The sequence below is a fragment of the Pseudomonas sp. NY15374 genome, assembly GCF_048068255.1.
Classification (GTDB): domain Bacteria; phylum Pseudomonadota; class Gammaproteobacteria; order Pseudomonadales; family Pseudomonadaceae; genus Aquipseudomonas; species Aquipseudomonas machongensis.
This window is the reverse complement of sequence record NZ_JBLUPZ010000008.1, coordinates 130,690-148,043: the sequence shown is the minus strand read 5'-3', so window position 1 is coordinate 148,043 and position 17,354 is coordinate 130,690. Positions and strand designations below refer to the sequence as shown.

Sequence of the window (17,354 nt, the reverse complement as noted above, 5' to 3'; positions counted from 1 at the left end):
GACTCCTTTGGTTGGTCCCTCCCCCAACCCTTTGCCCCGCCGACCTTGGTCCGCGGGGCTTTTTTTGCAGCCCTGGCCGTGCGCACCGGCGTCAGGCTCATGACACCGCACGGATCAATGCCAGGATGTCGTCCCGGCTTACCACCGTGCGGCTCAGCGCATTGTGAATGGTGAAGCCTTCGATCAGCGCATCCAGCGCCCGCGCGGTCTTCTCGTCGAAATGCACCTGCAACGCCGCCCGCGAGCGGGCCATCCAGTCGTCCATGATGTAGGTGTAGTCGGGGTGGCGCGAGACGAAGGCATAGAGTTCGAAGATCAGCAGCATCTGCCCGGAAGCTTTCCACAGCTCGCCACAGATCAGGTCGGCCAGCAGTTCGCGGGCATGCTCGGCATCACGCGCATCGCCCAGGCGGGTGAAGTACTGATCGGCGATGCGGTTGGTCATCTTGACGAAGGCTGCCGCGACGATCTCCTGGATGGTGCTGAAGTGGTAGGTCATGGTCCCTGGCGAAACCCCGGCCTCGCTGGCGATGCGCCGGTAGGTGGCGCACACCGAACCGTCGCGCTGGATCACCCGCAATGCGGCATCAATGATCTGTGCCTTGACGTCGCTGTCGCTGCTGTCCTGTTTTCGCGGCCTTGCCATGGTGGTCTCTTGAGGTGGGTTCGCTGCAGAGCATACCAGCCAGGACGCTTGCCCGGCATGCTGCACGATTCGTGCAGCACAGCATTACGTTGGCCGCGTTGTTCCACGATTCGAACGGAATAAGCTGGACCCAGGCGCTTACCGTGACGCCTACGCCCATGACCATTCGATCGCGAGTGACAGCCATGCATCGCCCCAGAACGCTCTACGACAAGCACCTCGACGCCCACACCGTCTGCACCCTGGACGACCAGGGCCATGTGCTGCTGTACATCGACCGCCAGGTCGCCAACGAATACACCAGCCCCCAGGCCTTCAGCGGCCTGCGCGAAGCCGGGCGGCAGGTCTGGCGCCCGGCCTGTACGCTGGCGGTGGTCGACCACGTCAACCCCACCGCCCCCGAACGCATCGCCACCATGCCTGACGCTGGCGGCGCACTGCAGGTCTCCTACTTCGAGCAGAACTGCCGCGACTTCGGCATCGAACTGTTCGATGTGCTGGACAAGCGCCAAGGTATCGAGCACGTGGTGGCGCCCGAGCAAGGTTTCATCCTGCCCGGCATGGTGGTCGCGGCCGGCGACAGCCACACCACCACCTACGGCGCGCTGGGCGCCTTCGGTTTTGGCATCGGCACCTCGGAGATCGAGCACCTGCTGGCCACCCAGACCCTGGTCTACAAGCGCCTGAAGACTCTGCGCGTCACGGTGACCGGCGAACTGGGCGCAGGTCTGGTCTCCAAGGACATCATCATGCAACTGATCCGCCGCATCGGTGCCTCCGGTGCGACCGGCTATGCCATCGAGTTCACCGGCCCGACCATCAGCGCCCTGAGCGTCGAGGCGCGCATGACCATCTGCAACATGGCCGTGGAGGCCGGTGCCCGAGGTGCCTTCATGGCGCCCGACCAGAAGGTCTACGACTACCTTGCCGACAAGCCCCGCGCGCCCAAGGGGGAACTCTGGGAGCAGGCAGTGCAGCGCTGGCGCGACACGCTGTTCAGCGACCCGGACGCGCAGTTCGACCTTGAGGTTGCCCTCGATGTCGGCGAGCTGGCGCCCATGGTGACCTGGGGCACCAGCCCCGACCAGGCCGCCCCTATCGACCAGCAGGTGCCCGACCCGCTGCACGAACCTGACCTGATCCGCCGCCAGGACCTGCAACGCGCCTTGCGCTACATGGACCTGACACCCGGCATGCAGCTTGACCAGATCCCCATCAGCCATGCCTTCATCGGCTCGTGCACCAACGCCCGCATCGAAGATCTGCGCGATGCCGCCCGCGTGGTGCGCGGACGCCAGGTGGCGGCAGGGGTGCGCGCAATGATCGTGCCCGGCTCCACCCAGGTGCGCGAACAGGCCGAGCGTGAGGGCCTGGCGCAGCTGTTCGTCGATGCCGGTTTCGAATGGCGCCAGTCGGGCTGCTCCATGTGCCTGGCAATGAATGACGACGTACTCAGCCCCGGTGACCGCTGCGCGTCGAGCACCAACCGCAACTTCGAGGGCCGCCAGGGCGCCGGTGCACGTACGCACCTGATGAGCCCAGCGATGGTCGCCGCCGCAGCCGTCAGCGGCCACCTGGTCGATGTCCGCACTTTTTCCCTGGAGGCCTGAGCCATGCAACCCTTCCTCACCGAAACGGGCATCGCCGCCCCATTCCTGGCCGCCAACGTCGACACCGACGTGATCATGCCCAAGCAGTTTCTCAAGGGCATCGATCGCAATGGCCTGGACCGTGGGGTGTTCTTCGACCTGCGCTTTGCCGCGGGCGGCGCGCCGAACCCTGAGTTCGTGCTCAACCAGGCACCCTGGCAGGACGCGCGCTTTCTGGTGGTCGGCCCCAACTTCGGCTGCGGCTCGAGCCGCGAACACGCGGTATGGGGCCTCAAGCAATTGGGGATTCGCGCGTTGATCGGCAGCAGCTTTGCCGGGATTTTCTTCGATAACTGCCAGCGCAACGGCGTGCTGCTGATCCAGCTCGAGGAGGCCCAAGTCAAAGAGATCGGGCAATCGGTCAGCGAGCCCCGCAGCGCTGAACTGAGCATCGACCTGGAGCGACAACGGATCGCGCTGCACGACGGTCGCAGCATCGACTTTGAGATCGATCAGTTGCGCAAGCAGGCGTTGCTGCTGGGGCTCGATGCCATCGGCAGCACGCTGCAACGTACCGAACAGATCCGCGCCTTCGAAGCACGGCATCTGCAGGCCCATCCGTGGCTGGCCTGAGCCGCTAGGGACGACACAAGCCCGCCCGGACACGGGCGGCGCTTCACGGCTCCTCGTACAACAACAAATAGAGGACATGCACATGAACAAGACTCTGGCGCCCAGCGCCGAACACACGCCCGTCCAGCGCCGGCTCAACGCGCTGCTCACCTACCCGATCGGTGTGATTCCCCTGCCCTATTTCATCGGCATCGCCCTGATCGTGTTCTGCTCGGCACACTTCGGTTACCTGCCCAAGACCATGATCGGCGGCCTGGCGGTGATCATGACCATGGGCGTGTTCTTCGGCCAGCTCGGCCAGCGCCTGCCACTGCTCAAGGAAATTGGTGGCGGCGCGATCCTCTGCCTGCTGTTGCCCTCGGTGCTGGTGTTCCATGGCTTCTTCGGCAGTGCCACGCTGGAGGCGACGAAGATGCTGATGAAGGATGCCAACTTCCTTTATTTCGTCATCGCAAGCCTGGTGGTGGGCAGCATCCTGGGCATGAACCGCTTCATCCTGGTCCAGGGCATGATGCGCATGTTCGTGCCGCTGGTGGCCGGCACCCTGGCGGCGATCGCGGCGGGAATACTGGTGGGCGTGCTGTTCGGCTATTCGGTCCACCACACCTTCTTCTACATCATCGTACCGATCATCGGCGGCGGCATCGGCGAAGGCATCCTGCCCTTGTCGCTGGCCTATGCACACATTCTCGGCGGCAGCCCCGAGCAGTACGTGGCGCAACTGGTGCCAGCAGCCGTGGTGGGCAACATCGTCGCGATCATCTGCGCCGGCGCCCTCGCGCGCCTGGCCGGCAAGCGCCCGCAGCTCAGCGGTGACGGCATGCTGATCCGCGCTCGCGAAGAAAACGACAAGTTCAAGGAGCAGGCCGACGACCAGGCCATCGACTTCCGCTACATGGGTGCTGGTGTGCTGCTGATCTGTACCTTCTTCGTCCTCGGCGGCCTGCTGGAGAAGCTGGTGCACATCCCGGGGCCGGTGATGATGATCGTGGTCGCGGTCCTGTTCAAATACCTGCGCGTACTGCCCACGCACCTGGAAAAAGGCAGCAAGCAGTTCTACAAGCTAGTGTCGACAGCCTTCATCTGGCCGGTGATGATCGGCCTGGGCATGCTCTATGTACCCCTGGAAAGCGTGATGGGCGTGTTCTCCATCGGCTATGTACTGGTCTGTGCCTCGGTGGTACTGGCCATGACCCTGGCGGGATTTCTGATCGGCAATCTGCTGAAGATGTATCCGGTCGAGTCGGCCATCGTCACCTGCTGCCACAGTGGGTTGGGCGGCACCGGCGATGTGGCGATTCTTTCGGCGTGCAACCGCATGGGGCTGATGCCCTTCGCGCAGATCTCCACGCGCCTGGGCGGCGCCGCGACGGTGATCGGCGCAACCCTGCTGCTGGGCCTGTTCAACTGAACGCAACAGGGGCCACCCCGTGGCCCCTGGCTTCAACCCAGCAACACCCTGAAGTGCCGCTCGAGAAACTCCACGCATACGCGCAGTTTCGCCGAGTCCGCCAGGCGCGTCGGGTACACCGCCCAGACGTTGGCACTCTGGGTGTAGTCGTGCAGCACCTGCACCAGCCGACCGCTCTCCAGCAGTGGCCGTACATCCCAGTACGAACGCAGCAGGATGCCCCGCCCGCCGAGCGCCCACTGCAGAACGATCTCACCATTGTTCGACGACAGCGGCCCGCTGACCCGCACCGTTTCTTCGCGACCGGCATGCTGCAACTGCCACACACCGAACGGGTTGTTGCGCTCCTTGAGCACCAGGCAGTCGTGATTGTCGAGATCCTTGAGGTTCAGCGGCGTACCACGCTGGGCAAGGTATTCGGGCGTGGCGCACAGCACCCGCTGGTTGCTCGCAAGCTTGCGCCCGATGTGCTGCGCCGGCAGGTCGTCGCCGATACGGATTTCAAGGTCGAAGCCTTCGGCAACGATATCCACCACGCGGTCGAACACGTCCAGGCGAATCTCCAGGGCCGGATACGCCGCCGACAACTGCGCCACCGCAGGTGCGACATGGTTGCGGCCGAAGCCGAAGCTGCTGCACAGGTGCAGCACACCGCGCGGCTCCTGGCGTACCTGTTTCATCTCGCCGACGAAGTCGTCCATGTCGCCGAGAATGCGGATGGCCCAGCGCTGGGCACGCTCTCCGGCGTCGGTGAGGGCAATGCTGCGGGCGTTGCGGTGCAGCAGCCGCGTGCCCAGCGCCACCTCCAGCAAGCGGATGCGCTTGCTGACATAGGCTGGCGACAAGCCCAGTTCGTCCGCCGCCGCTGCAAAACCTGACTTGCGGATCACCGTGAGGAAGACCCGCAGGTCTTCCGGCAGCGGCGATTCGGCACGAGGTGTGTTCATTGGAGGTACTCCCGAAGCGATTGATTCACGCTTCGGGCATGATGCCAGCCCTACCGGTTAGCGACAATCGATCCGATCGGGCCTAAAGCACCATCGCCGCTACCCAGCCAAACGCCAGCAGCGGCAGGTTGTAATGAATGAAGGTCGGCACCACCGTGTCCCAGATATGGTGATGCTGGCCATCGACGTTCAGGCCCGAGGTCGGCCCCAAGGTCGAGTCCGAGGCAGGCGAGCCAGCGTCGCCCAACGCACCGGCCGTGCCGACGATGCACACCGTGGCGAGCGGGTCGAAGCCCAACTGCACACACAGCGGCACGAAGATCGCGGCAAGAATCGGCACGGTGGAGAAGGAAGAGCCGATGCCCATGGTCACCAGCAACCCCACCAGCAGCATCAGCAAGGCACCGATACCCTTGCTGTGGTCGATCCACTGCGCCGAGGTCTCGACCAGGCTCTTCACCTCGCCGGTGGCCTTCATCACTTCGGCAAAGCCCGAGGCCGCGATCATGATGAAGCCGATCATGGCCATCATCTTCATGCCCTCGGTGAACAGATCGTCGGTCTCGCGCCAGCGCACGATGCCCGACAGCGAGAAGATCAGGAAACCGACCATCGCACCGATGATCATCGAATCCAGCCACAACTGGATGATGAACGCCGCAGCGATGGCTGCGCCGGCCACCAGCAACGTCAGTGGGTTGTACTGCACACTGACCTGCTCGACCTCTTCGATGCGCGCCAGGTCGTAGTCACGCTTGCGCCGGTAGCTGATGAACACCGCCACCAGCAGGCCAACGAGCATGCCCGCCGCCGGGATGGCCATGGCGTGGGTGACGTTGACGCCGCTGATGTCCACGCCCGCGCGGCTGACGTTGGCCAGCAGGATCTGGTTGAGGAAGATATTGCCAAAACCCACGGGCAGGAAGATGTACGGAGTAATCAGGCCGAAGGTGATCACGCAGGCGATCAGGCGCCGGTCGATGCGCAGGCGTGTCAGCACGTACAACAGCGGCGGCACCAACAGTGGGATGAAGGCGATGTGAATCGGCAGAACGTTCTGCGACGACACCGCTACCACCAGCATCAGGCCGATCAACAGCCATTTGAGCTTACCGCCCTGTGCTTGCCCCTGGCGGTCGATCATCGCCAGGGCGCGGTCAGCCAGGGCATGGGCCAGGCCTGACTTGGCGATGGCCACGGCGAAGGCGCCGAGCAACGCGTACGACAACGCCACCGTCGCGCCGCCGCCCAGGCCGCCATTGAAGGCCGCGAGCGTGCCCTCGATCCCCAGGCCACCGACCAGGCCCCCGGTCAGGGCGCCAACGATCAGGGCGATGACCACATGCACGCGGGACAGGCTCAGTACCAGCATGATACCGACCGCGGCGATCACTGCATTCATGGTGTGCAATACCTCATTACGACAGACAAAAAGCGGGCGCTCCGGCGACAAGCTGCGCTGGGCAGCGGCCGGACCAGGGGTGTTGTTATGGAGGGCGCACACTCTGAAGCACTGGGGGGAGGATGTCAAAACTGCCGAGGGATGGCGTTTGTATAGGCGCTTTTATCTTTATTGAACGTTCATATAAAGAAAAACCCGATTCCGCCGAAACAGTCGTCAGCCCCAGCTCTACTATTACAAGGGATGTAAACCATGCCGTTGCGTCAACTTTCCATCCAATGGAAGATCACCCTGCTCGCCGGGCTGTGCCTGGCCAGCATCGTCACATTGCTCGTCGGCCTCTCGTTGTATCGCATGGACCACAGCTCGGATCTGGTCAAAGCCAGCAGCTCGCAGATGCTCACTGAATCCGCCCAGGCCCGCATCGAATCTCAAGGCGAGGTCCAGGCCCTGAGCATTCGCCGTCAGTTCATGGACGCGTACCAGTACGGTGCCGGCTTCGCACGCCAGGTTCTGTTCCTGCGCGAACAGGCCGAAAAGCGCTTCATCGACGCCCACGACCTGCGCCAGGACATGACCGCCCAGGTCCGCGCCGCGCTGCAGGCCAACCCCGACCTGCTCGGCCTTTCGCTGGTATTCGAAGCCAACGCCCTGGACGGCAAGGACAAACTGTTCAGCGGCCTCGCCGAGCTTGGCAGCAACGAAACCGGGCGCTTCGCCCTGTACTGGTCGCAGCCGCGCGCGGGCCAGCTGACCGCCATGGCGTTGCCCGAGCGTGATATGGCCAACACCCAGATCGGCCCCAGCGGCGAGGCGGCCAATACCTGGTGGGCCTGCCCGCGCAGCACCGGCAAGGTCTGCGTGATCGAGCCCTACTTCTATGAGATCGCTGGCCAGCAAGTGCTGATGACCAGCATCGTCTTCCCGCTGATGGTGGACGGCAAGGTGATCGGTACCCTGTCCATCGACACCAACCTGAACAGCTTGCAGGCCCTGAGCGAAGACGCCAGCCGCAGCCTGTACGAAGGTCGCACCAAGGTCGGCATCCTCAGCCCCGCGGGCCTGCTGGCCGGCTACAGCCCGGACGCCGGCAAGCTGGCCGAGCGCTTCGACCAGGTCGATACCCGCCAGGGCGCCGAGCTGGTGCGCAAGCTGACCGCCGGCAAGCTGCAGGTGCTCCACGACCAGCAACGCCTGAAGGTACTGGCCGCGTTCGCACCGATTCCCGGCGGCAAGCCTTGGGGGGTGCTGCTCGACGTACCGGAAAGCGCCCTGACCGGCCCTGCCGACGCGCTCAAGCGCGAACTCGACGTGCTCAACACCAGCGGCACCCTGCTCGAGCTGGGCCTGGGCCTGGCTGCGGCGATCGCCGGCCTGCTGGCGGTGTGGCTGATGGCGCGCGGGGTGACCCGGCCGATCCTCGGTGTGGCAGCGATGCTCAAGGATATCGCCAGCGGCGAAGGTGATCTGACCCGTCGCCTGAACTACGACAAGCGCGACGAACTGGGTGAGCTGGCCGGCTGGTTCAACCGCTTCCTCGACAAACTGCAACCCACCATCGCCGAGGTCAAACGCTCGGTGCAGGCAGCACGCGGCACGGCCGACCAGTCTGCTGCCATCGCCAGCGAAACCAGCGCGGGCATGGAGCAGCAGTACCGCCAGGTCGACCAGGTCGCGACCGCCTCCCACGAAATGAGCGCCACCGCCCAGGACGTCGCCCGCAGCGCGGCCCAGGCAGCGCAAGCCGCGCGCGATGCCGACCAGGCCACCCGCGAAGGCCTGGCCGTGATCGATCGGACCACTGACAGCATCGATGCGCTGGCCGCCGACATGAGCAGCGCCATGGCCCAGGTCGAGGGGCTGGCGCAAAACAGCGAGAAGATTGGGTCGGTGCTGGAGGTGATTCGCTCCATCGCCGAGCAGACCAACCTGTTGGCTCTCAATGCGGCCATCGAGGCCGCGCGCGCCGGGGAAGCCGGGCGTGGTTTCGCAGTGGTCGCCGACGAAGTCCGCAACCTCGCGCGGCGTACCCAGGAGTCGGTGGAAGAGACCCGCCAGGTGATCGAGTCGCTGCAGGCCGGCACCCGTGAGGTGGTTGGCGCCATGGACAGCAGTCATCGTCAGGCCCAGGGCGGCGTGGAGCAGGTCGGCCAAGCGGTCACCGCGCTGCAGCGCATCGGCCAGGCGGTCACCGTGATCAGCGACATGAACCTGCAGATCGCCTCGGCCGCCGAGGAACAGAGCGCGGTGGCCGAAGAGATCAACAGTAACGTGGCCACCATCCGCGACGTGACCGAATCGCTGTCAGGTCAGGCCAATGAGTCGGCGCGGGTCAGCCAGTCGCTGAACAGCCTGGCCAACCAGCAGCAGGGGCTGATGGACCAGTTCCGGGTCTGAACACGCCTGCGCGGTGCCAGCCTGGCATCGCGCAGGGATCGGCGCCAGCCGCCGAACCAAGCCACTGCCCTCGTCGTCTACACTTTGCCCGACCCCACGAATTGGCAATCGACGAGGCCATCATGAAGAAAATTCCAACCTTGCTGGCCGGCCTGATGCTTGCGCTGGGCCTGGCCAGTACCGACAGCGCCGCACGCGCCGAGTCAGCCAAACCCATCCAGTTCGGCGCCATTGGCTGGGAAAGCGGCGCCCTGACCACCGAAATCCTGCGCCTGATCGTCGAGAACGGTTACGGCTACCCCACCGATACCCTCCCCGGCAGCACCGTCAGCATGGAAGTCGCGCTGGCGAAAAACGACCTGCAAGTGATCGCCGAGGAATGGGCCGGACGCAGCCCGGCCTGGGTCGAGGCCGAGAAAAAGGGCGAGGTGTTCGCCTTGGGCGACACCGTGAAGAACGCAGTCGAAGGCTGGTATGTGCCGGCATACGTAATCGAAGGCGACCCGGCGCGCAACCTGAAGCCGCTGGCGCCAGAACTCAAGAGCGTCGCCGACCTCAAGCGCTATGCGCAGGTATTCAAAGATCCCGAGGCGCCGACCAAGGGTCGCTTCCTCAACAGCCCAAGCGGCTGGACTTCAGAGATCGTCAACAGCCAGAAGCTCAAGGCCTACGGGCTCGATGGGCTCTACAGCAATTTCCGCACCGGCTCAGGCGCCGCCCTCGACGCTGAGGTCAGCTCGGCTGTTCGCCGTGGTCAACCGGTACTGTTCTATTACTGGAGCCCGACGCCACTGATGGGCCGCTTCGATTTCGTGCGCCTGGAAGAGCCCCCTTATGACGCCCAGGCCTGGGCCACCTTGACCGACCCGGCCAACCCCGCCCCACGTGGCAGCAGTTCGCTGCCCGCCAAACTGTCGATTGGTGTGTCGAAGGCCTTCAAGACCCAATACCCGGACCTGGTGGCCTTGTTCGAAAAGGTCGACTTGCCGATCGACACCCTCAACCAGGCCCTGGCCATCATGAGCGAGAAACGCCAGGACCCGCGGGAGGCGGCCAAGGTATTCCTGCGCGAGCATCCGCAGGTCTGGAAAGCCTGGATGCCGCCCGCAGTGGCGCAGAAAGTCGGCGACGCGCTCGGGAAACCGTGATCAGGCAAAGAAATGTAACACCCCTCCCCCTTGGCTCCGGCACTCCATGGACTAGGCTTACACCCATGTGATGCCGGGCCCCTCTGACGGTTTGCGCCGCCATGTCGGAATCACTGTTGCCATGCAACGTCGACAATCAAGGAGGGGCTCATGACAGCTCTGCAGACATTCCTCACAACACCCCTGCTCGGCACCAGCACCTGGCTGTGGCTGGTATTCGTCACCATCGTCATCGCTCTGCTGGTCCTCGACCTGGGCGTGCTGCACCGCCAGGAACGCGAAATCGAAATGCGCGAAAGCCTGCTGCTGTACTCGGGCTACTTCAGCGTGGGCGTACTGTTCGGGGTATGGGTGTGGTACGAGCTAGGCGCCCAGTCGGCACTGGAGTTCTACACGGGCTTCCTGGTCGAGCAGTCGCTGTCGATGGACAACGTGTTCGTCATGGCGATGATCTTCAGCTTCTTCGCCATCCCTCGCCGTTACCAGCACCGCGTGCTGTTCTGGGGCATCCTCGGCGTGGTAGTCCTGCGTGCGATCATGATTGGCGTGGGCGCCGCGCTGGTACAGAACTTCGCCTGGGTACTCTATCTGTTCGGTGCGTTCCTGCTGTTCACCGGGGTGAAGATGGCGCTTTCCAGGGAAGACAGCCATCCGGACCTGGCCAATAACCCGGTGCTGCGCTTCGTGCGCAGGCACATGCGGGTCACTGACCAGATCCACGGCAAGCACTTCTTCGTCCGTCTCACACCACCCGGCCAGAGCAAGGCGTTACGTTACGCCACCCCACTGTTCCTCGCCCTGGTGCTGATCGAGCTGGCCGACCTGGTATTTGCCGTCGACAGCGTGCCGGCGATCTTCGCCATCACCCAGGACCCGTTCATCGTCTACACCTCGAACATCTTCGCCATCCTCGGCCTGCGCTCGCTGTACTTCGCCCTGTCAGCCTTGATGCACCGCTTCGTCTACCTCAAGTACGCTCTGGCGTTGGTGCTGATCTTCATCGGTTGCAAGATCTTCTACCACGGGTTGGTGGGCAAGGTGCCGGCGCTGCTGTCGCTGGGCGTGACATTCGGGTTGCTGCTGGGCGGCGTGGTGCTGTCGCTGTTCAAGACCCGAGGCAGCGAAGGGCAAGAACCTGCCTTGGCCCAGGACAGCCCGAGCAAGGCCGAAGCTACCGCTGGCGACGCTGCGCCGAGGTCATCCACGGCCTCTACCACGAATCACACAGGTCCTTGACCGCAAGCACCTGCCCAGCGGGCTTACTGCCCGCCGCGCAGCATCTCCTTGGGCACATACTTGCCGATCTCGTACTTGCCGATCGCCGCCCGATGCACTTCGTCGGGCCCGTCGGCCAGGCGCAGGGTGCGCTGCATGGCATACATGTAGGCCAGCGGGAAGTCGCCGCTGACACCGGCACCACCATGAATCTGGATAGCGCGGTCGATCACCTTGAGCGCGACGTTCGGCGCCACCACCTTGATCTGGGCAATCTCGCTACGCGCCACCTTGTTGCCGGCGGTGTCCATCATGTACGCCGCCTTGAGGGTCAGCAGGCGCGCCATATCGATTTCCATCCGCGAGTCAGCGATCTTGTCGACGTTGCCGCCCAGCCGCGCCAGCGGCCGACCGAACGCGGTGCGGCTTACCGCACGCTTGCACATCAGTTCCAGGGCACGTTCGGCCATGCCGATCGAACGCATGCAGTGGTGGATACGTCCCGGCCCCAGGCGCCCCTGGGCAATCTCGAAACCACGCCCTTCGCCCAGGATGACGTTCTCGTAAGGCACGCGCACGTTATCGAACAGCACCTCGGCATGACCATGGGGCGCATCGTCGTAACCGAACACCGGCAGCGGGCGAACGATCTTCACCCCGGACGCATCGGTAGGTACCAGCACCATCGAATGCTGCTGGTGGCGCGGGCCATCGGGGTTGGACAGCCCCATGAAGATCATCACCTTGCAACGCGGGTCGCAGGCGCCGGAGGTCCACCACTTGCGTCCGTTGATTACCCACTCGTCACCATCACGCACGGCGGTGGCAGCCATGTTGGTGGCATCGGAGGAAGCCACATCAGGTTCGGTCATGGCAAAGGCCGAGCGGATCTCGCCACGCAGCAGCGGTTCGAGCCACTGCTGCTTCTGCGCCTCGCTGCCATAACGCACCAGCACTTCCATGTTGCCGGTATCCGGCGCCGAGCAGTTGAACGGCTCTGGCCCCAGCAGCGAGCGCCCCATGATCTCGGCCAGCGGTGCGTACTCCAGGTTGGTCAGCCCCGCGCCGTACTCGGACTCAGGCAGAAACAGGTTCCACAGCCCTTCGGCCCGGGCCTTGGCCTTGAGCTCCTCCATGATCGCGGTGGGCTGCCAGCGGTCACCCTCGGCAACCTGGCGCTCGAACACCGCTTCGGCGGGATAGACATAGGCGTCCATGAACGCAGTGACGCGCTCGCGCAGAGCCTGGACCTTGGGCGTATAGGCGAAATCCATCTGGGCTACCTTTGCGGAATGAAGAACATGCAGCAGAGCCTAGAGCAGTGCAGGTCAATCCACCTAGTCTATTTTCGGCGTGTATTAACATTCATAACCGATATATGATCGGCGAATAACATCAACAACACGTGGCGCCCTTATGAACCTCAGCAAGGTCGATCTCAACCTGTTCATCGTCTTCGACGCCATCTACACCGAAGCCAACCTGACCCGTGCCGGGCAGATCGTCGGCATCACTCAGCCTGCCGTATCCAATGCCCTGTCACGCCTGCGCGAAACCTTCAACGACCCGCTGTTCGTGCGCACCGCCCAAGGCATGGTGCCGACACCGATGGCACAGAACATCATCGGCCCGGTGCGTAATGCCCTGGCCCTGCTGCGTACCTCGGTGCAGGAAAGCCGGATCTTCAATCCGCAGCAGGCCAGCAAGACCTTCCGCATCAGCATGACCGACCTCACCGAAGCGGTGGTCCTGCCGCTGCTGTTCCAGCGTTTGCGCCGCCTGGCGCCGGGCGTGGTGATCGAGAGCTTCCTGTGCAAGCGGCGCGAGACCACCAAGGAGCTGGCCGCAGGTCGCCTGGACTTCGCTGTCGATGCCCCGCTGAACACCGATCCACAGGTGCGCCACGTCAAGCTGATGCAGGACCGCTATGTTTGTGCCTTGCGCCAAGGCCACCCCTTGGGCGAGGCCAAGCTGACCCTCGACAGCTACCTGGGCATGACCCATATCCATATTTCCAGCCGTCGCAACGGCCTGGGCTACGTCGATCTGGCACTGGGCAAGATGGGCGTGCAGCGCAAGATCGCGCTGCGCTCCCAGCACTACCTGATGGCCTCGCAGGTGCTGCAGCAGACCGACATGGTGATGACCGTCCCTGAGCGTTTCGCACGCCGCCATCAGTTGCGCTACCTGACGCTGCCGGTAGAAGTCCCGCCACTGGAAACGCACCTGTACTGGCATGAAAGCACTGACCAGGACCCGGCCAACCGCTGGATGCGCGAGCAGATCATCGAACTGTGCCAGCAGGTGGTGGCGCAGGATGAGCGAGAGATTGCCGCGCAGGCCGCTGCCGACTGAGCGAAGGCGGTGCATTCGATGATGGCACACTGGACGAACGGTGCTATCACCTCTAGCATCTGCGCCGCCCTCACCCAACGCTCAAGGACGATCATGCTCGCCACCGCAGCACGCTCCATCACTCTGGTTGCCGCTTGCGCACTGCTCGGCGCCTGCAGCTTCAACGGCACCTACCAGGACAGCAGCCGCACTGACGCGGCAAAACTGCGCTACGTCTCCAACACCTCCAACTCGACGCTGGATGTCTACCGGGGTCCCCGATGCGAGGGCAGCACCACCGGCCTGCTCAACAACTTCCTGGCCAGAGACACTCGCCGTCGCGCCGACATGCGCGTGCCGCCCACCGCCGACACCCGTGGCTACCTGGAGATCCGCCTGGAGCCCGACCAACCACTCTATCTGTTTGTCAACACCTTGAGCACCGGTGGCGCGCCCTGCTCGATCGGGGTCACCTTCACCCCCGCCGCCGGTTCGGAGTACGAAGTGAGCGTCGACCGCAGCGACGGTTACTGCATGCTTCAACTCACCCGCCTGCAACGCATCGACGGCAAGGATGTACGCATCCCCTACCCGCTGAACGATGAGCCCCTGGCAAGCTGTAGCGGCACCTCGCCGCTGTTCCCGCTACCGCCCACTCCGCTGCCTGCCTCCGTGCAACGCAGCGCGATGATCGAAAGCCTCATCAATGACAGCCTGGCCTCGTCCGGCGCAGTGATCGACATACTGCAAGCCGGCAACCTGCAGCAACCTCCGGCCGATCAGCAGATCGCCGAACGTCGCAAGGCCTTGGGCAATGCCACGCTGCCCGATGCCTACTGGGACCAGTACCGCGCCAATCTGCAGCATTTCGAGCAAGCCCTTGGCCAGGTCAAGCCCCTCGCCCAGGCCAGATTCCGCGACAATAACCGCAAGTACCTCAACAGCGTGCAGGACCAGCAGTTGCAGATCTGGGCGGGTCTGGAGTTGGGTAACCGCTACAATAGCCGCGAGGTTCGCATGCGCGACATGAGCCGTTACTACGCGCGGGTTTACCGCCAGATCACCGCTGAAGCGAAGCTCGAACACCTGCGGGCCATGGCGCAGCTTGACCGGCAATACGGCGTTTGCGAACGCTTCGAAGGGTGCTGGAGGCTTTGATGCAACGGTCAGCCAGAATAGTTTTCTTCTGGCTGACCTCAAGGAGAAAAATATTTCTACTGAACACTGAGAAAGGCGAAAACAAGAAAAACTTCTTCCCTCGCGGCTCCCCTAGCATGCTCACATCATTCTTCAGCCTCTGCTCGCACGGACCCACCCATGCACAACTCGCCGCTGTACCTCGACTACGCCGCCACCACCCCAGTCGATGACCGGGTCATCGAAAGCATGCTGGCCTGCATGGGCCGCCAGGCGCATTTCGGCAATCCTGCGTCCAGCGGTCACGCCTTCGGCCAGGCCGCCCGCGAGTTGGTGGAACAGGCCCGTCGCCAGGTCGCCGAACAGGTCGGCGCGGCGCCCGAATCGCTGGTATGGACGTCCGGTGCCACCGAGTCGAACAACCTCGCCCTCAAGGGCATCGCCCAGGGCGGCGGCCAGCCCGGTCACTTGATCACCAGCCAGTTGGAACACAAAGCCGTGCTCGACACGGTCGCCGAACTGGAGCGCCAGGGCTGGACGGTCACAAGGCTGGCGCCGGATGCACAGGGGCTGATACAGCCCGAAGCCGTCCAGGCCGCTCTCCGTGCCGACACCCGCCTGGTATCGCTGATGGCGGTCAACAACGAGCTGGGCACCACCACCGACTTCAGCCGGGTCGGCGAATGCGTACGCGCACACGGCGCACTGTTGCATGTGGATGCCGCCCAGGCCGTGGGCAAGGTCAGCATCGATCTGGCGCGCCAAGCCGTCGACCTGATGTCGTTTTCCGCACACAAGGTCTATGGCCCCAAGGGCATTGGCGCGCTGTATGTCGGCAGCCGCGCGCGCCCCTGCCTGCAGGCGCAGATACATGGTGGCGGCCATGAAGGCGGGCTGCGTTCCGGAACGCTGCCGGGGCATCAGATCGTCGGCATGGGAAGTGCTTTCGCCCTGGCCGGCGCCCTGGCCGCAAGCGAGCACGAGCGGATCAAGGCACTGTCGCAACGCCTGCGTGACGGCCTGCTGGCCTTGCCGGGTGTGAGCCTCAACGGTTGTGCCGAACAACGCATCCCACAGACCTTGAACCTGTGCATCGAGGCCAAGGGCTTCAGCAGTGCGGCATTGGCGAGCGAACTGGCCATTTCCACGACCTCGGCATGCAACTCGGCCAGTAACGCCGCATCCCACGTGCTCCTGGCCCTGGGGCTGAGCGAGCAGCAGGCACGCAGCAGTGTACGCATCAGCCTGGGGCGCTACAGCACCGAGGCTGATGTGGACAAGGCGCTCGAGGTGTTCGGGCGGGTCATTGCAGCGGGCGCCGTGGCGCTCTGGTAGCGACGTCTTCTGTCAGGTACGGACAGTGAAGAAAAACCCATTGCCATGGCATCCGGCCCCGATTACTGGCATCTTGGCGCTTTCCCCTGCGAAGGACCGCGCTCCATGGCATTGCATCTCTGGCTGACGTTTTCCCTGGCCTACCTGATCACCTCGCTCACCCCGGGCCCCAACGTCCTGCTGACCGTACGCAACGCCCTGCGTTACGGCCCGTCCGGCATGGGCATGACGCTGCTGGGCAACCTCAGTGCGCAGTTGCTGCTGATCAGCGGTGTGGCGATGGGCGTCGGTGCGTTGTTGATCTCGCTGCCGGCGGCATTTCTGGCATTGAAGCTGGTGGGTGCGGGGTATCTGATCTATCTGGGCCTGCGTCAGTTGCTGTCACGGGACAAGCCCAAGCTGCCCGCAGGCGAGATCCCCCCGGTAGCGCCGCGCGCGAAATGGCGGATCGGTGTCGAAGCCTTCCTGGTGTCGGCGAGCAACCCCAAGACCTTGGTGTTCTTCTGCGCCTTCCTGCCACAATTCCTTGAACCTGGCCGGCCAATCTTCGGCCAGTTCGCAGCAATGTTCATCAGTATCGCGGCCATCGTCGGGCTGGTGCATTCGTTCTACTGCTTCACCGCCTACCGCTTCGGCCAGCGCCTGAAGGCCTCGCGCCTGGCAGCCTGGTTCAAACGCGCCACCGGTGCGCTGTTCATCGGGCTGGGTGTGCGATTGCTCAGCACCAAGGCGGTGTAAGGCGCGTTATCTGAGCAATGCCTGGATCTGTTCATGCAGGGTGTCGAGGTCGAACGGTTTGGCCAGGATCGGCGCCTTGCGCGCGATCGGGCTGCCAGACTCGAGGATCTCCGCGGGATAGCCGCTGATGAAGATCACCTTGAGGTCCGGGCGCAGCTTGACCGCAGGCTCGGCGATATCAACCCCGGAAATCCCGCCTGGCAGGCGAAAGTCCGTGACCATCAGGTCCAGGTGCGGCTTGCTCGCCAGAATCGCGAACGCCTGCTCACCATTCTCGGCCACCAGCACGTGATAGCCCTCGCCCGCCAGGTAGTCGCGCAGGATCATCCGGATGACCGGTTCGTCCTCGACCACCAGCACCACATCTTGTGCATCTTCGCTCATGACAACGCCTTGAATTTCAAATAGTTGGCCATCTGACC

General features: G+C 63.9%; 15 protein-coding genes and 1 pseudogene. 11 read left to right on the top strand and 5 right to left on the bottom strand.

Annotated features, from left to right (window positions below; all coding sequences use genetic code 11):
- Positions 1–97: 97 nt before the first annotated feature.
- Positions 98–646: a TetR/AcrR family transcriptional regulator gene (locus ACNFHO_RS17860; protein WP_063544805.1), complete on the bottom strand. Its 549-nt coding sequence runs from the start codon at positions 644–646 to the stop codon at positions 98–100.
- 185 nt (positions 647–831) lie between these two features.
- Here ACNFHO_RS17860 and leuC point away from each other — a divergent pair, with 185 nt between their 5' ends.
- The 3 genes from leuC (at position 832) to ACNFHO_RS17845 (ending at position 4,279) form a co-directional block, all read left to right on the top strand.
- Positions 832–2,256, top strand: coding sequence for a 3-isopropylmalate dehydratase large subunit (gene leuC / locus ACNFHO_RS17855; RefSeq protein ID WP_416766979.1), 1,425 nt, complete (start codon positions 832–834; stop codon positions 2,254–2,256).
- A gap of 3 nt (positions 2,257–2,259) precedes the next feature.
- Entirely contained in the window at positions 2,260–2,868 is a 609-nt protein-coding gene (leuD, locus tag ACNFHO_RS17850) for a 3-isopropylmalate dehydratase small subunit (protein WP_416766978.1), read from the top strand.
- A gap of 82 nt (positions 2,869–2,950) precedes the next feature.
- Entirely contained in the window at positions 2,951–4,279 is a 1,329-nt protein-coding gene (locus ACNFHO_RS17845; protein ID WP_416766977.1) for a 2-hydroxycarboxylate transporter family protein, read from the top strand.
- A gap of 32 nt (positions 4,280–4,311) precedes the next feature.
- Here the strand turns inward: ACNFHO_RS17845 and ACNFHO_RS17840 are convergent, their stop codons facing one another.
- Both ACNFHO_RS17840 and ACNFHO_RS17835 read right to left on the bottom strand, forming a co-directional pair.
- Entirely contained in the window at positions 4,312–5,226 is a 915-nt protein-coding gene (locus tag ACNFHO_RS17840) for a LysR substrate-binding domain-containing protein (protein WP_416766976.1), read from the bottom strand.
- A gap of 82 nt (positions 5,227–5,308) precedes the next feature.
- Positions 5,309–6,628, bottom strand: coding sequence for a Na+/H+ antiporter family protein (locus ACNFHO_RS17835; protein ID WP_197889634.1), 1,320 nt, complete (start codon positions 6,626–6,628; stop codon positions 5,309–5,311).
- A gap of 252 nt (positions 6,629–6,880) precedes the next feature.
- Between ACNFHO_RS17835 and ACNFHO_RS17830 the strand changes: the two are divergent.
- From ACNFHO_RS17830 to ACNFHO_RS17815, 4 genes and pseudogenes are all read left to right on the top strand, one after another.
- Positions 6,881–8,167 (top strand): annotated as a pseudogene (locus ACNFHO_RS17830) (HAMP domain-containing protein); the annotation flags it as partial.
- Positions 8,168–8,269: 102 nt separating this feature from the next.
- The gene (locus tag ACNFHO_RS17825) at positions 8,270–9,025 is read left to right on the top strand and encodes a methyl-accepting chemotaxis protein (protein WP_371105596.1); all 756 of its coding nucleotides are present in this window, start codon (positions 8,270–8,272) and stop codon (positions 9,023–9,025) included.
- Between the two features lie 122 nt (positions 9,026–9,147).
- A complete protein-coding gene (locus ACNFHO_RS17820) occupies positions 9,148–10,173 on the top strand; it encodes an ABC transporter substrate-binding protein (protein WP_063544799.1) in 1,026 nt (341 codons plus the stop codon).
- A 150-nt stretch (positions 10,174–10,323) separates the two neighbouring features.
- Positions 10,324–11,409 carry a TerC family protein gene (locus tag ACNFHO_RS17815; protein ID WP_416766975.1) on the top strand — a complete coding sequence of 362 codons (1,086 nt, stop codon included), beginning with the start codon at positions 10,324–10,326 and terminating at the stop codon, positions 11,407–11,409.
- 23 nt (positions 11,410–11,432) lie between these two features.
- Here the strand turns inward: ACNFHO_RS17815 and ACNFHO_RS17810 are convergent, their stop codons facing one another.
- Positions 11,433–12,662, bottom strand: a complete 1,230-nt coding sequence (locus ACNFHO_RS17810) for an acyl-CoA dehydrogenase (protein WP_416766974.1) — start codon at positions 12,660–12,662, stop codon at positions 11,433–11,435.
- A gap of 142 nt (positions 12,663–12,804) precedes the next feature.
- Between ACNFHO_RS17810 and ACNFHO_RS17805 the strand changes: the two genes are divergently transcribed.
- From ACNFHO_RS17805 to ACNFHO_RS17790, 4 genes are all read left to right on the top strand, one after another.
- The gene (locus ACNFHO_RS17805; RefSeq protein WP_054891282.1) at positions 12,805–13,743 is read left to right on the top strand and encodes a LysR family transcriptional regulator; all 939 of its coding nucleotides are present in this window, start codon (positions 12,805–12,807) and stop codon (positions 13,741–13,743) included.
- Between the two features lie 93 nt (positions 13,744–13,836).
- The gene (locus ACNFHO_RS17800) at positions 13,837–14,880 is read left to right on the top strand and encodes a hypothetical protein (protein WP_125929799.1); all 1,044 of its coding nucleotides are present in this window, start codon (positions 13,837–13,839) and stop codon (positions 14,878–14,880) included.
- Between the two features lie 159 nt (positions 14,881–15,039).
- Positions 15,040–16,194 (top strand): cysteine desulfurase family protein, encoded by a 1,155-nt coding sequence (locus ACNFHO_RS17795; protein ID WP_416766973.1) that lies wholly within the window; start codon positions 15,040–15,042, stop codon positions 16,192–16,194.
- A gap of 105 nt (positions 16,195–16,299) precedes the next feature.
- Positions 16,300–16,932, top strand: a complete 633-nt coding sequence (locus ACNFHO_RS17790) for a LysE family translocator (protein ID WP_054891279.1) — start codon at positions 16,300–16,302, stop codon at positions 16,930–16,932.
- A 6-nt stretch (positions 16,933–16,938) separates the two neighbouring features.
- Here ACNFHO_RS17790 and ACNFHO_RS17785 read toward each other — a convergent pair whose 3' ends face one another.
- Positions 16,939–17,316 carry a response regulator gene (locus tag ACNFHO_RS17785; protein WP_054891278.1) on the bottom strand — a complete coding sequence of 126 codons (378 nt, stop codon included), beginning with the start codon at positions 17,314–17,316 and terminating at the stop codon, positions 16,939–16,941.
- Between the last annotated feature and the right edge of the window lie 38 nt (positions 17,317–17,354).

What these genes read in the sequence shown, in the direction of transcription:
- ACNFHO_RS17795 (WP_416766973.1), top strand. Translation starts at nt 15,040, where the DNA reads ATGCACAACTCGCCGCTGTACCTCGACTACGCCGCCACCACCCCAGTC.
- ACNFHO_RS17845 (WP_416766977.1), top strand. Translation starts at nt 2,951, where the DNA reads ATGAACAAGACTCTGGCGCCCAGCGCCGAACACACGCCCGTCCAGCGC.
- ACNFHO_RS17840 (WP_416766976.1), bottom strand. Translation starts at nt 5,226, where the DNA reads ATGAACACACCTCGTGCCGAATCGCCGCTGCCGGAAGACCTGCGGGTC.
- ACNFHO_RS17835 (WP_197889634.1), bottom strand. Translation starts at nt 6,628, where the DNA reads ATGAATGCAGTGATCGCCGCGGTCGGTATCATGCTGGTACTGAGCCTG.
- leuC (WP_416766979.1), top strand. Translation starts at nt 832, where the DNA reads ATGCATCGCCCCAGAACGCTCTACGACAAGCACCTCGACGCCCACACC.
- ACNFHO_RS17805 (WP_054891282.1), top strand. Translation starts at nt 12,805, where the DNA reads ATGAACCTCAGCAAGGTCGATCTCAACCTGTTCATCGTCTTCGACGCC.
- ACNFHO_RS17785 (WP_054891278.1), bottom strand. Translation starts at nt 17,316, where the DNA reads ATGAGCGAAGATGCACAAGATGTGGTGCTGGTGGTCGAGGACGAACCG.
- ACNFHO_RS17815 (WP_416766975.1), top strand. Translation starts at nt 10,324, where the DNA reads ATGACAGCTCTGCAGACATTCCTCACAACACCCCTGCTCGGCACCAGC.
- leuD (WP_416766978.1), top strand. Translation starts at nt 2,260, where the DNA reads ATGCAACCCTTCCTCACCGAAACGGGCATCGCCGCCCCATTCCTGGCC.
- ACNFHO_RS17820 (WP_063544799.1), top strand. Translation starts at nt 9,148, where the DNA reads ATGAAGAAAATTCCAACCTTGCTGGCCGGCCTGATGCTTGCGCTGGGC.
- ACNFHO_RS17800 (WP_125929799.1), top strand. Translation starts at nt 13,837, where the DNA reads ATGCTCGCCACCGCAGCACGCTCCATCACTCTGGTTGCCGCTTGCGCA.
- ACNFHO_RS17860 (WP_063544805.1), bottom strand. Translation starts at nt 646, where the DNA reads ATGGCAAGGCCGCGAAAACAGGACAGCAGCGACAGCGACGTCAAGGCA.
- ACNFHO_RS17825 (WP_371105596.1), top strand. Translation starts at nt 8,270, where the DNA reads ATGGAGCAGCAGTACCGCCAGGTCGACCAGGTCGCGACCGCCTCCCAC.
- ACNFHO_RS17790 (WP_054891279.1), top strand. Translation starts at nt 16,300, where the DNA reads ATGGCATTGCATCTCTGGCTGACGTTTTCCCTGGCCTACCTGATCACC.
- ACNFHO_RS17810 (WP_416766974.1), bottom strand. Translation starts at nt 12,662, where the DNA reads ATGGATTTCGCCTATACGCCCAAGGTCCAGGCTCTGCGCGAGCGCGTC.